We start from the raw sequence: 14,839 nt of genomic DNA, 5'->3' as shown, positions 1-14,839 counted from the left end.
TGGCAGTGTTACGGGGAGAACAACCGTACTTATCCCGACCAACGGAGTCCCCGTGTCGTTGCCACCCCTGGTCGAGCCGGCCGACGAGCTCACCGTAGACGAGGTCCGCAGGTACTCCCGCCACCTGATCATCCCGGACGTCGGGATGGACGGGCAGAAGCGGCTGAAGAACGCGAAGGTGCTGTGTGTGGGCGCCGGCGGCCTGGGCTCCCCGGCGCTGATGTACCTCGCCGCGGCGGGTGTCGGCACGCTCGGCATCGTGGAGTTCGACGAGGTCGACGAGTCGAACCTGCAGCGTCAGATCATCCACAGCCAGGCGGACATCGGCCGTTCCAAGGCGGAGTCGGCCAAGGACAGCGTCCTCGGCATAAATCCGTACGTGAACGTCGTCCTTCACGAAGAGCGGCTCGAGGCCGAGAACGTGATGGAGATCTTCAGCCAGTACGACCTGATCGTCGACGGCACGGACAACTTCGCCACCCGCTACCTGGTGAACGACGCCTGCGTGCTGCTGAACAAGCCGTACGTCTGGGGCTCCATCTACCGGTTCGACGGCCAGGCCTCGGTCTTCTGGTCCGAGCACGGTCCCTGCTACCGCTGCCTCTACCCGGAGCCCCCGCCGCCGGGCATGGTCCCCTCCTGCGCCGAGGGCGGCGTGCTGGGCGTGCTGTGCGCGTCGATCGGCTCCATCCAGGTCAACGAGGCCATCAAGCTCCTCGCGGGCATCGGCGAGCCGCTGGTCGGCCGCCTGATGATCTACGACGCCCTGGAGATGCAGTACCGCCAGGTCAAGATCCGCAAGGACCCCAACTGCGCGGTCTGCGGCGAGAACCCGACGGTCACCGAGCTCATCGACTACGAGGCCTTCTGCGGCGTCGTCTCGGAGGAGGCCCAGGAGGCCGCCGCCGGCTCGACGATCACTCCCAAGCAGCTCAAGGAGTGGATCGACGACGACGAGAACATCGAGATCATCGACGTCCGCGAGCAGAACGAGTACGAGATCGTCTCCATCCCGGGCGCGCGGCTGATCCCGAAGAACGAGTTCCTGATGGGCAGCGCCCTCGAGGGCCTGCCGCAGGACAAGAAGATCGTCCTGCACTGCAAGACGGGTGTCCGCAGTGCGGAAGTCCTCGCGGTCCTCAAGTCCGCGGGCTTCTCCGACGCCGTCCACGTCGGCGGCGGCGTCATCGGCTGGGTCAACCAGATCGAGCCGCACAAGCCGGTGTACTGACCTCCCCTTCCGCCAACCCCGTTCGCGGGTCGGCGGACCTGACGAAGCCCACGGCTCCGACCACCTCGGAGCCGTGGGCTTCTGTCGTCGCCCGGCGGCGGAGCACGCCGCGGGGGGACCGGTGCCGGGAAAGTATCGGAGGGCTCAGGCGTCCGCCGGGGTGTGAGGGTCCGGGCGGGGCAGGGTCGCGGACCGGGGCAGGTCTTCGCGGCGGGTGGTGCGGAGCTGGGCCCGGGTGCGGGGGCGGAACCGGGGGTCGAGGCGGTAGCCGCAGGGTCGGTGGCCGTCGTACCGCAGGCCCGCGCCCAGGAGCGCCGCCGCCGCCACCGACCGGCCGCGGACGTTCCGCCGACGCCCCGTCAGCCGCAGACGGTGCCGGAGCGGGGGACCTTGCCCTGCAGGAGGTAGCCGTTCACGGCGTTCTGGACGCACTGGTCGCCGCTGTCGTAGGCGCCGTGCCCCTCGCCGCGGTAGGTGATCTCCACGCCCACGCCGGGACCCAGCGCCCGGGCCATCCGCCGGGCCCCCTCGTACGGGGTCGCCGGGTCGCCGGTGTTGCCGATGACCAGGATCGGCGGCGCCCCCGGGGCGCTGACGTCCGGACGGTCGGCGGCGCCCTCCACCGCCCAGTCGGTGCAGCTCAGCAGCGACCAGGCCATGTAGTCGCCGAAGACGGGTGACGCCTCCCGGAACCGCGGGAGTGCCCGCTGCACGTCGGCGGCCGAGTAGCGGGGCCGGTCGTCGGAGCAGTTGATCGCCGTGTTGGCGGCCACCAGGCTGCTGTACTCGCCGCTCTCGCTGCGCCCGTTCATCGCGTCGGACAGGACCATCAGGGTCCGGCCGTCGCCGTCGTAGGCCTCGTCCAGCGCCTGCGTGAGGTAGGGCCAGAAGTCCTGCGAGTACAGCGCCTGCGCGATGCCGCCGGTGGCCGCCGTCTCGGTGAGCCGGCGCGGGAAGATGCCGGGCAGCGACCGCTCGTCGAGCTGGTCGAGGAGCTGGGCGATGCGCTTCTTGACGTCCTCGGCGTCGGTGCCGATCGGGCACTCCTCCTGCGGCTTGGCGGCACAGTCCTCGGCGAAGTTGTCCAACGCCCGCTGGAAGCCCTGGGCCTGGCCCAGCGACCCCTGCTCCGGGTCCTGCGTGGGGTCGACCACCGCGTCGAAGACGGCCCGCCCCACTGTCCTGGGGAACAGGTGCGCGTAGACGCCGCCGAGTTCGGTGCCGTACGAGATGCCGAAGTAGTACAGCTTGTCGTCGCCGAGGAGTTCGCGCAGCAGGTTCATGTCGCGGGCGGCGTCGGTGGTGCGCACGTGGGGGAGGATCTTGCCGGAGTTGTGCTGGCAGGCCTCGTTGAAGCCGCGCAGACCCTCCTCGTACACCCGGCGCTCCTCGGCGTCGTCGGGGGTGCCGTCCTCCTGGAAGAGGGCGTCCATCCGGCTCGCGCTCTCGCACTCCACGGGCTCGCTGCGGCCGACCCCGCGCGGGTCGAAGCTGACCAGGTCGTAGCGGGAGCGGAGCGTGTCGTACTCCTTGCCGAAGGCGGGCAGGGTGGTGACGCCGGAGCCGCCCGGGCCGCCGAAGTTGAAGATCAGGGAGCCGATGCGGTCGTTCTTCGGGCCGGAGGAGCGGACCCGGATCAGCTCGATGCCGACACTCGCGCCGTCCGGATCCGCCCAGTCCAGAGGCGCCCGCATGGTGGAGCACTGCCAGACTCCGCCGCGCGGGAGCGGCGTGGGTGAGGCGCCGCCGCCCTGGGCGTCGGACGGGGCCGGGCAGTCCTCCCATTCGAGGGACTGCTCCCGCACGTCGCCGTCCTCGCCGCCGCAGGCCGTGAGGGCTCCGGCGGCGAGGACGGCCGAGGTCAGCAGGGCTGCGGTGCGGGTCCGGGCGGCGTAGGGCATGCCGCCATGTTCCTGCGCCCCGCCGGGCGCCGCGCGGGCGCGTGACCCGTCCGGGTTAACCGGCCGCCGCGCCCGTCGGCCGGGGCGAACGGCGCCCGTGCGCCGACCGGAGACCGGGGCTCGGAGCTCGGGGCTCGGGGCTCGGGGCTCGAAGGGCCGAGCGCGGAGGTCGGAGCTCGGGGGCCCGTCGGCCGGTGGCCCCCGGCGCCTCACCCGCCGACCGCGGCTCCTGGCCCGGCTCGCCGACCGCGGCTCCTGGCCCGGCTCGCCGACCGCGGCTCCTGGCCCGGCTCGCCGACCGCGGCTCCGGTTCCGGGCCTGCCGGCTGCGGCTCCCGGCCCGGTCCGCCGTCCGGGCCGGCCTCAGAGAGCCTCGCGGCGGGTGAGGTGGCTGAAGCAGAGCCAGCCGGGCAGCACCGGCAGCCACAGGGTGAACAGGCGGTAGAGGATCACGGCGGGGACCGCGACCTCCCGCGGCAGGCCGACCGCCACCAGACCCAGGGTCAGCGTGGCCTCGACCGCGCCGATGCCGCCGGGGGTCGGCGCCGCCGAGCCGAGCGCGTTGCCGGCCAGGAAGACCACCGCGACGCTCGCCAGGCTGATGTCGGTCGACCCGTCGCCGAACGCGCGGACCGAGGCGTCCAGGCACAGGACGAAGCAGGCGGTCAGCAGGAGCATGCCGCCGATGCCGGTGGCCAGCTTCTGCGGCCGCTGCAGCACGTCCAGCATGCGCGGCACCACACCCGCGAAGAGCGAGCGCACCCGGGTCGCCACGAACTTCCGCAGCAGAGGCACCGAGGTCACCACCAGCACCAGCACGGCGACCGTCAGCAGCCCGGCGATCACCGTGCGGGACGGCGACAGGGACGGCGTCTTCTCGATGCCGGTGAGGTAGCCGAAGACCATCAGCAGCATGATGTGCGAGCCCAGCCCGAACAGCTGGGAGGCGCCCACGCTGGCCACCGCCAGGCCGGGCCGGACGCCCGCCTTCTGCAGGAACCGCGTGTTCAGGGCCACGCCGCCGATCGCCGCCGGGGCGACGATCTTCACGAAGGAGCCCGCCACCTGCGCCGAGACCGTGCGCCGGAACGGCACCCGCTCGGGCACGAAGCCCAGCAGGGACATCGCCGCCGCGACGTAGCTGAGCGCCGCGAAGAACGCCGCCGCGGCCACCCAGCCCCAGTGCGCCGAGGCGATCGAGTCGAACGGGACGTGGGCCAGCTGGGAGAGCAGGTAGTAGGCGCCGATCGCGCCCGCGATGAAGGTGATCAGGGTGCGCGGACGGATCCGCTCCAGCCTGGCGGGTTCCACCGGGGCCTGCGGGCGGATACGGAGCACCTGGTGGCGGATCTGGGTGAGCAGGTCCTCCTCGCGCGCCTCCTCGCGCGCTTCCTCCAGGGCCTCGTCGACGGCACGCTTCTCGGCGCGCTGCTCGGCCTTGAGGGCCTTGCGCTCGGAGACCGCTCCGACCGACGCCGTCGCGGTGCCCGCCGTGGTCCCCGTGGCCGCGGTGGCGCCGGTGCCGGCCTCGCGTTCGGCGGCGCGCAGCGCCCGGGCGTTGTCGGCCGCCTCCAGCACCGCCTCCCGCTCCCGCTGGGCGCGCTCACGGCCCAGCCGGCGCAGGGTGGCGCGGGTCGAGCGGGTCAGCGCGATGGGCTGCAGCAGGGGCAGGCAGTCGGCGACCGCGTCGGGACCCAGGACGTCCACCGCGGCGGCCACCGCGCGCTCCGCGCCGGCCCGCAGGCCGAGCGTGGTGAGCAGCTGGGCGATGTCCATGCGCAGCAGCAGGTCGCCGGCGGCGATCTCGCCGCCGCGGAGGTCGGACAGGATCACCGCGCCGGAACGATCCACCAGGATCGCGTCGCCGGCCAGCCTGCGGTGCGCGATGCGCCGCGACTGCAGCGCCTTCACCTGCCGCCAGGTGTCCCGCAGCAGTTCGTCGGTGATCTCCTCGTCCGCCAGCTGGTCCAGCGGACGGCCGCCGGTGTGCTCGTACACGAGCATCACGGCGTCCGGGCCGAGCTCGGCGGTGGCGATCAGCTTGGCCGCGTTGGCCCCGGCCGCGATGGCGGCGTAGGCCAGCAGAGCCTCCTGCTCGAGCGCCTGGCGCAGCGACTGCAGACTCCGCCGGGTGGCCGAGCCGCGCAGCGTCAGGTTGCGCCAGGCCCGGTAGTAGAAGGCCTGCGCCTGCTGCTCCCGGTCGACCACGGTGACGTCGAGGGGGCGGCCGTCCTCCAGGGTGACGAAGTAGCGGCGCCCCCGGTCGCTCTCATGGCCCTCGCCCTCCGTCTCCTGCCGGGCGGAGGCCGGGTGGAAGCCGACGTGCCGCAGGCCCGCCATCAGGGTGCGGCCGGTGGGCCGGACGTTGGGCGAGCCGACGGCGTACAGCGTGCCGTAGGCGACGCTCCAGCCGATGAGGATGGTCAGGAGGATGGAGAAGGGGGTGGTGTAACCGCTGACCAGCATGGAGAAGGCGTCCAGTGCCAGCACCACCCACAGGACGGTCCGCCAGCGAGGTCTTCGGGACAGCCCCACGGCGGTCATGAAGGCGATCACCGGCGCCAGGTAGCCGTGCACCGGGTCGGTGAGCGCGGCGGTCGCTCCGCTGCCGCCCGGGGCGAGCTGGGTGAGGGCGTCCTGGATGGCCTGCGGGGCGGACCGCGCCACCCACAGGTCGGTGGCCAGCGTCACCCCGTGCGCGAGGACGGCGGCCAGCACGCCGTCGGCGATGCGCAGGGCGTCCCGCTTGATCAGCCGCTCCACCGCGAAGGCGACCGGGACCAGCAGGATCGCGATGCTGGAGGCCAGGCCGGCCACCTTGATCAGGAGGTCGGGGGCGGCGGTGGTGCCCTCGTTGATGTCCTGCTCGAGGCCGGAGGTCGCGCCCTCGGCGAACGCGGCGACGGCCAGCAGCACGGCGATGGCGAGGAGGCCGACCAGCAGCCGCATGAGGTCGGAGGGGCGGTGCACGCGGGCGGGGAGCAGGGGTTCGTCGCCCTGCACCTCGTCGCCGTTGTCGGGGGCGACGGTGGCTCCGGAGGGCTCCGAGGGCGTCGCTGGCTCCGCGGGCTCCTGGGAGTCCAGGGGCTCGTTGCCGTTGCCGGCTCCGCTGCCGCTACCGGTGCCGGAGCCCGTGACAGCGCCGGGGGCGCGGGCATTCTCGGCGTGGGAGCCGCCGCCGCGGGCGGGACGGCCTTCGGCGGCGTCGCCGCGGGCGTCACCCGGGCGCCGTGATCGGGGTGCCTTCGTCATGTCCGCTTCCGGGCGCGACGAGACCTCGGCAGCGCTCTCCGCCTTCTCGGGATGCACGCCCTGCCACTCCTCGGTCTCGTTCTGCTCACGTTGCTCACGTATCACCAGTCACCGCCCGCACGATGGTGGCATGCCGGGCATACCCATGGTGGGGTCAGGGGGCGATCCAGCGGCGTGAAATTGGCCGCGCGCGCCTCCGGAGCGCGTTCGTGGAGCGTTCCGGGCGCGTTCCGGGTCTGTGGCGGGGGTCCCGCCGGCGGTGGGCGGGTGTGTCGGAGGGGTGCGGCAGGATGGGTCGGATGAGTGACGTGGAGCGGTCCGGCGCCGAGCTCCCCGAGTACGCGGAGCTGGTGCTGGAGGTGGCGGAACGGATCCCGCCGGGCCGGGTGATGACCTACGGGGACGTCGCCGAGTGGCTCGGGGAGGGCGGGCCGCGCCAGGTGGGGCGGGTGATGGCGCTCTACGGGAGCGCGGTCCCGTGGTGGCGGGTGGTCCGCTCCGACGGCGTGCTGCTGCCCGGTCACGAGCTGCGTGCGCTGAACCACTACCGCGAGGAGGGAACGCCGCTGCGGGAGGCCGCCGGAGCCTCCCGGGGGTCGATGCCCCGGCTGGACATGCGGCGGGCCCGCTGGGACGGCGCGACGGGATGACCCGCGCGCGGCCGGCCCGGAGGGCAGGACGGGGCGGCCGCGGCGGCTGTCCTCCGTCCGGGTGAAGTCCGGTATCGGTGGACTCGTACGGGCACGCCCCCGCGATGCCGTACGTTCGACGGACGACCACATGCGCATCCGTCCCTCGGGGGCACCCTCCCCGCAGCCGTCCCGACCGCCCCGTCCCCTCCGTTCCTCACAGCCACCCCACCCGCCCGGACAGCCCCTCTCCGACGCACGTCCCTCCGACGCCCACCCCTCCGCACCACCAGGACCGGCGAACCATGAGCAACCCCTCCCTCACCGCGACACCGCCCCGCCGCACGGCGCGGCGGGCGTCCGACGGCGGGTACCGGCTGGTCCGCACCCCGGTCGCGGTGCCGGAGCCGCCGCGGCTCGACGCGTCGCAGCGCGCGGTGGTGGAGCACCGCTCGGGGCCGCTGCTGGTCCTCGCCGGTCCCGGCACCGGCAAGACGACGACGCTGGTGGAGTCGGTGGCCGCGCGGATCGCGCGCGGCGGTGACCCGGCGCGCATCCTGGTCCTCACCTTCAGCCGCAAGGCCGCCATGGAGCTGCGGGACCGGATGGCGGCGCGGGTCGGCGCCGCCCGGGCGCCGCGGGCCACCACCTTCCACTCCTTCTGTTACGCGCTGGTCCGCGCCCACCAGGACGGCGACCTCTTCTCCGAGCCGCTGCGCCTGCTCTCCGGCCCCGAGCAGGACGTGGCGGTGCGTGAGCTGCTGGCCGGCGAGCCGGAGCTGGAGCGGCTGGGTCTCGCCCACGTCCGCTGGCCCGACGACCTCCGCGCCTGCCTCACCACCCGCGGTTTCGCCGACGAGGTCCGCGCCGTCCTGGCCCGCACCCGTGAGCTCGGGCTCGGCCCGGAGGCGCTGGACGCGTTCGCCCGGCGCATAGGCCGGCCCGACTGGCGGGCGGCGGCGGCCTTCCTCGCGGAGTACCTTGACGTCCTCGACCTGCAGGGCGTGATCGACTACGCCGAGCTGGTGCACCGCGCGGTGCTGCTCGTCAACCGTCCGGAGGTCGGCGGCCGGCTCGCCGCCGAGTACGACGCGGTGCTGGTCGACGAGTACCAGGACACCGACCCGGCCCAGGTGCGGTTGCTGCGGGCGCTGGCCGGTGGCGGCCGGACGCTGGTCGCCTTCGGCGACCCCGACCAGTCGATCTACGCCTTCCGGGGCGCCGACGTGAACGGGATCCTCGACTTCCCGCACGCGTTCCCCCGGGCGGACGGCGCTCCGGCGCCGGTCGAGGTGCTGCGCACGTCCCGCCGGGCCGGCGCGGGGCTGCTGGAGGCGACCCGGCTGCTCACCCGGCGCATGCCGCTGACGAGGCTGCCCGCCGCGAAGGTGCGGGCGCACCGGGAGCTGGTGCCGGAGCGCGAGGGCGGCTCGGTGGAGGTCTACACCTACCCGACCCGCAGCACGCAGCTGGAGAACGTCGCCGACGTCCTGCGCCGCGCGCACCTCGAGGACGGCGTCCCGTGGCGGGAGATGGCCGTCCTCGTCCGGGCCGGTTCCCAGTCGATACCCGCCGTGCGCCGGGTCCTGAGCTCGGCCGGCGTCCCCCTGGAGATCGACGGCGACGACGTGCCGCTGCGGCACGAGCCCGCGGTGGCGCCGCTCCTCACCGCCCTGCGCGCGGTGGCCACGGCGGAGGCGACGGCCCGGACCGCCGCGTCCGCGGGCGACGAGGTCAGGGACGGCGCGGCCGGTGATGCGTCGGGCGACGCGGACCGCAGCGGGGACGGTGACGGTGGGGCGGGCCCGGTGGCCGGCGATGCCGATCGTGCGGGTGCGGTTGCCGCCGGGGCCGAGGGGGAGGTCGCCGACGACGACGCCGACGCCGGGGCCGACCGCGAGGCCGGGGCCGAAACCGAAGGTGACGCCGGCTTCGGCGCTACCGCCGAGGGCGAGGGAGACGGCGAGGGCGGCGCCGACGCCTCCGCCTCCGCCTCCTCCGCCTCCGCCGGCTCCGGCTCCGAGGGCGAGCGCGGTGCCGGAGCCGGTGCCGAGCTCGCGGCCGACGCCGGTGCCGACGGTGGGGCCGTGGGCGGGAGTGGTGGGGACGGGGCGGTGTGGCTCGACACCGAGACGGCGCTCACGTTGCTGACCTCCCCGCTCGCCGGGATGGACGCCGCCGACCTGCGCCGTCTCGGACGCGCCCTGCGCGACGAGGAACGCGCGGCGGGCAACGCCTTCCCGCCGCCCTCGGACGACCTGCTGGCCCGCGCCCTGTGCGCCCCCGAGCGGCTGATCGCCCACGACGACGCGTACGCCGGCGGCGCGCGCAAGCTCGGTGAGCTGCTCCGGGCCGTCCGCGCCTGCCTGGCCGCGGGCGGCACCGCCGAGGAGGCCCTCTGGCTGCTCTGGGACGGCACCCCCTGGCCGCGCCGACTGGCCTGGGCCGCCCACCGCGGAGGCGCGGCGGGCCGGAACGCGCACCGCGACCTCGACGCCGTCTGCGCACTGTTCGCCACCGCCGCCCGCGCCGAGGAACGCACCGGCGGCCGCGGCGCGCTCAACTTCCTCGCCGAGATCGAGAACCAGGACATCGCGGCCGACACCCTCACCCGCCGGGTGGCGCGCCCCGACGCGGTGCGCCTGATGACCGCCCACCGCTCCAAGGGTCTGGAATGGACCCTGGTCGTCGTCGCCGACGTCCAGGAGGGCCTGTGGCCCGACCTCCGGCGCCGCGGCTCCCTGCTCGAGGCCGACCGGATCGGCCGGGACGGGCTCGCGGACCCGCTCCCTGCGGGCGCCCTGCTGGCCGAGGAGCGCCGCCTGTTCTACGTCGCGGCCACCCGCGCCCGTGAACGCCTCGTCGTCACCGCGGTCAAGGCCCCCGCCGAGGACGGCGACCAGCCCTCCCGCTTCCTCACCGAACTCGGCGTCGAACCCCGTGACGTCACCGGTCGTCCCCGGCGCCCGCTGTCGGTGGCCGCCCTGGTCGCCGAGCTCCGGGCCACCACCGTCGACCCCCGGGCCTCGGACGCCCTGCGGGAGGCCGCCGCGCGCAGACTGGCCAAGCTCGCCGCCCTGACCGACGACGAGGGGCGCCCGCTGGCGCCCGCCGCCCACCCCTCCCGCTGGTGGGGCATGTACGAGCCGACCGAGAGCAAGGTCCCCCTCCGCGACCGGGACCAGCCCGTCGTCCTCTCCGGCAGCGCGCTGGACCAGCTCGCCAACACCTGCGCCCTGCAGTGGTTCCTGGGCCGCGAGGTGAAGGCCGACACCCCGGCCACCACCGCCCAGAGCTTCGGCAACGTGGTGCACGTGCTGGCCGACGAGGTGGCCTCCGGCCGCACCCCCGCAGACCTCGACGTGCTGATGGAGCGCCTCGACTCGGTGTGGAACGCCCTCGCCTTCGACGCGCCCTGGAAGTCCGACCAGGAACGCGACAACGCCCGCGCCGCCCTCGAGAGGTTCCTCAACTGGCACGTGATGGGCGCGGAGACCGGACGGCGGCCGGTCGCCACCGAGCACGACTTCGACGTCACCCTCGCCGCCGGCGAGCACCGGATACGCATCCGCGGTTCCATGGACCGCGTCGAGACCGACGCCGAGGGCCGCGCCTACGTCGTCGACTTCAAGACCGGCAGGTCGGCGCCCACCTCCGGCGAGGTCGCGCGCCACCCGCAGCTCGCCGTCTACCAGCTGGCCGTCCGCGAGGGAGCCGTCGACGAGGCGTTCGACGGGGAGCGCCCCGAGCCGGGTGGCGCGGAACTGGTCCACCTGCGGCAGGCGACCTCCCGGAAGGCCGAGGACCTTCCCAAGGTCCAGGCCCAGCAACCCCTGGACGGGGAGTGGGTCGGCGACCTGCTGGCCACCGCCGCCGGCAAGGTCCTCGACGAGCGCTTCGTCCCGGCCACCGGCACCCACTGCGACCACTGCGCGTTCAAGCAGTCCTGCTCCGCCCGCCCGGAGGGGCGGCACGTGGTGGACTGACCCGGCGGCCCGGCGGCCCGGCGGCCCGGCGGCCCGGCGACCCCGCGGCCCGGTGCCCTTGCTGCTGCGCGGCCCCGCGCGGTGCTGACAGGCCGCGGGCGGCACCTGGCGGCACCCGGCGCGGCGTCCGCTGTCCGCCCGGCGGGTTAGCCTCGAAGCGTGTCCGACCCCCGCATCACCGACCCCGAGCAGCTCAAGGAGCTGCTCGGCATTCCGTTCACCCCGGAGCAGCTGGCGTGCATCACGGCGCCGCCCGCGCCGCAGGTGATCGTCGCGGGCGCGGGGTCGGGGAAGACCACGGTGATGGCCGCCCGCGTGGTGTGGCTCACCGGCACGGGGCAGGTCGCGCCGGAGCAGGTGCTGGGGCTGACCTTCACCAACAAGGCCGCCGCCGAACTGTCCGAACGGGTCCGCAAGGCGCTCGTGAAGGCCGGCGTCACCGACCCGGACGCGTTCGAGCCCGGGGCGGAGCCGGAGGAGGGCGCCGGCGAGCCGATGATCTCCACGTACCACTCGTTCGCCGGACGGCTCCTCACCGACCACGGCCTGCGGATCGGACTGGAGCCCAGCGCGCGCCTGCTGGGCGGGGCCGCCCGCTACCAGCTCGCGGCGCGCGTGCTGCGCGAGGCGCCCGGTCCGTACCCGTCGCTGACCGGCACCTTCGCCAACCTGATCCGGGACCTGCTCACCCTGGAGGGCGAGCTCTCGGAGCACCTGGTGGAGCCCGAGCGGCTCCGGGCGTACGACGCGGAGCTGCTGGCCGAGCTGGAGGGCGCCAAGCTCACCAACGACGACCTGCGCAAGGTTCCGAAGGCCGCGTCGGTCCGGCGCGAGCTCGCCGAACTGGTCGGGCGGTTCCGGAAGGCCAAGCGGGAGCGGGACCTGGTCGACTTCGGCGACCAGATCGGGCTCTCCGCCGAGCTGGCGCGCAGCCGCCCCGAGGTCGGCGCGCTGCTGCGCGACCAGTACCGGGTGGTGCTGCTCGACGAGTACCAGGACACCTCCGTGGCCCAGCGAATCCTCCTGTCCGGCCTCTTCGGCGGCGGGACGGGCCACCCGGTGACCGCGGTGGGCGACCCCTGCCAGGCCATCTACGGCTGGCGCGGCGCCTCGGTGGCCAACCTGGACGACTTCCCCGAGCACTTCCCGCACGCCGACGGCACCCCGGCGACCCGCCTGTCGCTGAGTGAGAACCGGCGCAGCGGCGGCCTCCTCCTCGACCTGGCCAACCGGATGGCCGCCCCGCTGCGGGACATGCACGAGGGCGTCGAGGCACTGCGCCCCGCCCCCGGCGCCGAGCGGGACGGCCGGGTGCGCTGCGCGCTGCTGCGGACCGCCGTGGAGGAGACGGACTGGATCGCCGACTCCATCGCCCACCTGGTGGCCACCGGGACGCCCCCCGGGGAGATCGCCGTGCTGTGCCGCCGCACCGCCGACTTCGCCCCGCTGCACGCCGCCCTGGTGGCCCGGGACGTCCCGGTGGAGGTGGTGGGCCTGGCCGGTCTGCTCGACCTGCCGGAGGTCGCCGACCTCGTCGCCACCTGCGAGGTGCTGCAGGACCCGGGGGCCAACGCCTCGCTGGTCCGGCTGCTCACCGGCCCGCGCTGGCGGATCGGTCCCCGCGACCTCGCCCTGCTCGGCCGCCGGGCCCGTCTCCTGGTGGCGCGCGGCGGCCCCGACGACGAGGACCTGGAGCGTCGCCTGGTGGCGGCCGTCGAGGGGACGGACCCGGCGGAGGTGATCTCCCTGGCGGACGCCCTGGAGACCTTCGTCGACCCGTCCCTGGGCGGCGAGGACGACGGGCTGCCGTTCTCCACCGAGGCGCGGGTGCGGTTCGCCCGGCTCGCGGCCGAGCTGCGGGACCTGCGGCGGTCGCTGTCCGACCCGCTGATGGACGTCCTGCACCGCGTCCTCGCGGTGACCGGCCTGGAGGTCGAGCTGTCCGCCTCGCCCGGCGCGCTCGCCGCCCGCCGTCGCGAGACCCTCGGCAACTTCCTCGACACGGCCGCCTCCTTCGCCGCCACCGCCACCGCCGAGGACGGCCGGGCCACCCTGCAGGCGTTCCTGGGCTTCCTGCGGGCCGCCGCCGAGTTCGAGAAAGGGCTGGACAACGCCCTGCCCGGGGGCGAGAACACGGTCAAGGTGCTCACCGCGCACAAGTCCAAGGGCCTCGAGTGGGACGTCGTCGCCGTGCCGGGCCTCGTCCAGGGCGGCTTCCCCGACACCAAGGGGCAGGACCGGTGGACGGCCCAGGGCCGGGTCCTGCCGCACGCCCTGCGCGGCGACGCCTCCACGCTGCCGGACATCGCGTCCTTCGACGCCAAGGGCATGAAGGCGTTCAAGACGGCGACGGACGAACACCACCGCACCGAGGAGCTGCGGCTCGGCTACGTCACCTTCACCCGTCCCCGTTCGCTGCTCCTCGGCTCCGGCCACTGGTGGGCGCCGGCCAGGACCCGCCCGCGCGGGCCGTCCGCGTTCCTCCAGGCGCTGTACGAGCACTGCGAGGCGGGGCACGGCGAGATCGAGGTCTGGGCGGACGGGCCGGAGGAGGACGAGAAGAACCCCGTGCTGCACAGCGGCGGGGCCGAGCACGCCTGGCCGCTCCCGCTCGACGAGGAGGCGGCGCGCCGCCGCCGTGCCGCCGAGCGCACCGTCCTGGCGCACCTGGAGCGTGCCGCGTCGGGGGCCGCCGAGCCCGACGAGGCGGCGCACGCCCACCACCCCGACTGGCCCCCGCCGCCGGACGACGAGGACCTGCCCCCCGACCCGTACGACGACCCCCTCCCGCCGGACCCCTACGAGCACGGCGACCTGCCGCCGGACCTGTACGACGACGACCTGCCGCCGGACCCGTACGAGCACGACGACCTGCCGCCCAGCCGGTACGGCAACGACGACCTGGCGCCCGGCGCGTACGAGCACGACGACCCGGCGCCCGGCGCGTACGGCCACGACGCCCCGGCGCCGGCCCCGGCCGGAGCCGTGCCCCCCGACTCGCCCGTCCCGTTCGTGCCCCACCAGTTCGGCGACCCGCTCACGCCCGAGGAGGCACGCACGGTCGCGTCCTGGGACCGCGACCTGGACGCCCTCGCCGAGGAGCTGCTGATCGCCCGGCAGGCGGTCACCGAGGTGCGGCTGCCCGCCTCCCTCACCGCCACCGAGCTGATGCGGCTGCACGAGGACCCGGACGGCTTCGCCCGTGAGCTGGCCCGGCCCATGCCGCGGCCGCCGCAGCCCGCCGCCCGACGCGGAACCCGGTTCCACGCCTGGGTGGAGTCCCGTTTCGAGGCGCTGCGACTGCCCATGCTGGAGCCCGACGAGCTGCCCGGCACGGACGCCGAGATCGAGGACGAACGTGACCTGGAGGCGCTCAAGGAGGCCTTCGAACGCACCGGGTACGCCCGCCGCACCCCCTACCGCGTCGAGGCGCCGTTCCAGCTGGGCCTGGCCGGCCGGGTGGTGCGGGGACGGATCGACGCCGTGTACCGCGAGACGGACGACACGGAGGAGGGAGGGGTGCGGTACGAGATCGTGGACTGGAAGACCCACCGCGCCCCCACCGCCGACCCGCTGCAGCTCGCCGTCTACCGGCTGGCCTGGGCGGAGCAGCAGGGCGTGCCCGTGGAATCGGTCACAGCGTCCTTCCTGTACGTCCGCACCGGTGAGGTGGTCCGCCCCGCCGATCTGCCGGGCCGGGCGGAGCTGGAACGCCTCCTGACAGGGGACGATGCGGAGGAACCGGGCGAAGGCGGAGGGTTCGACGCGGCCGCAGTGGCCAGTTCCACTGGCCCCGGGAACCCTTCACCCCGTCGGGCGACCGGCTCGGCCGGATAGGGTC

6 protein-coding genes are annotated in these 14,839 nt (G+C 74.9%); 4 read left to right on the top strand and 2 right to left on the bottom strand.

What is annotated here, in order from left to right:
- Positions 1 to 52: 52 nt before the first annotated feature.
- Complete coding sequence (moeZ, locus tag Sfr03f_RS15580; protein ID WP_108954495.1) at positions 53 to 1,231, top strand: adenylyltransferase/sulfurtransferase MoeZ; 1,179 nt, start codon at positions 53 to 55, stop codon at positions 1,229 to 1,231.
- A gap of 359 nt (positions 1,232 to 1,590) precedes the next feature.
- Here the strand turns inward: moeZ and Sfr03f_RS15570 are convergent, their stop codons facing one another.
- Both Sfr03f_RS15570 and Sfr03f_RS15565 read right to left on the bottom strand, forming a co-directional pair.
- Positions 1,591 to 3,132, bottom strand: coding sequence for an alpha/beta hydrolase (locus Sfr03f_RS15570; protein ID WP_108954493.1), 1,542 nt, complete (start codon positions 3,130 to 3,132; stop codon positions 1,591 to 1,593).
- Between the two features lie 362 nt (positions 3,133 to 3,494).
- On the bottom strand, positions 3,495 to 6,488 hold the full coding sequence (locus tag Sfr03f_RS15565) for a lysylphosphatidylglycerol synthase transmembrane domain-containing protein (RefSeq protein ID WP_435841942.1): 2,994 nt from the start codon (positions 6,486 to 6,488) through the stop codon (positions 3,495 to 3,497).
- Between the two features lie 185 nt (positions 6,489 to 6,673).
- Here Sfr03f_RS15565 and Sfr03f_RS15560 point away from each other — a divergent pair, with 185 nt between their 5' ends.
- The 3 genes from Sfr03f_RS15560 (at position 6,674) to Sfr03f_RS15550 (ending at position 14,835) form a co-directional block, all read left to right on the top strand.
- The gene (locus Sfr03f_RS15560; protein WP_108954492.1) at positions 6,674 to 7,033 is read left to right on the top strand and encodes an MGMT family protein; all 360 of its coding nucleotides are present in this window, start codon (positions 6,674 to 6,676) and stop codon (positions 7,031 to 7,033) included.
- Between the two features lie 284 nt (positions 7,034 to 7,317).
- Positions 7,318 to 10,998, top strand: a complete 3,681-nt coding sequence (locus Sfr03f_RS15555; RefSeq protein ID WP_108954491.1) for an ATP-dependent helicase — start codon at positions 7,318 to 7,320, stop codon at positions 10,996 to 10,998.
- A gap of 159 nt (positions 10,999 to 11,157) precedes the next feature.
- Positions 11,158 to 14,835 carry an ATP-dependent helicase gene (locus Sfr03f_RS15550; protein ID WP_108954490.1) on the top strand — a complete coding sequence of 1,226 codons (3,678 nt, stop codon included), beginning with the start codon at positions 11,158 to 11,160 and terminating at the stop codon, positions 14,833 to 14,835.
- Positions 14,836 to 14,839: the final 4 nt, after the last annotated feature.

Origin of the sequence: Streptomyces fragilis (genome assembly GCF_003112515.1) — a bacterium.
GTDB lineage: Bacteria > Actinomycetota > Actinomycetes > Streptomycetales > Streptomycetaceae > Streptomyces > Streptomyces fragilis.
This window is presented reverse-complemented; position numbering and strand designations above follow the sequence as displayed.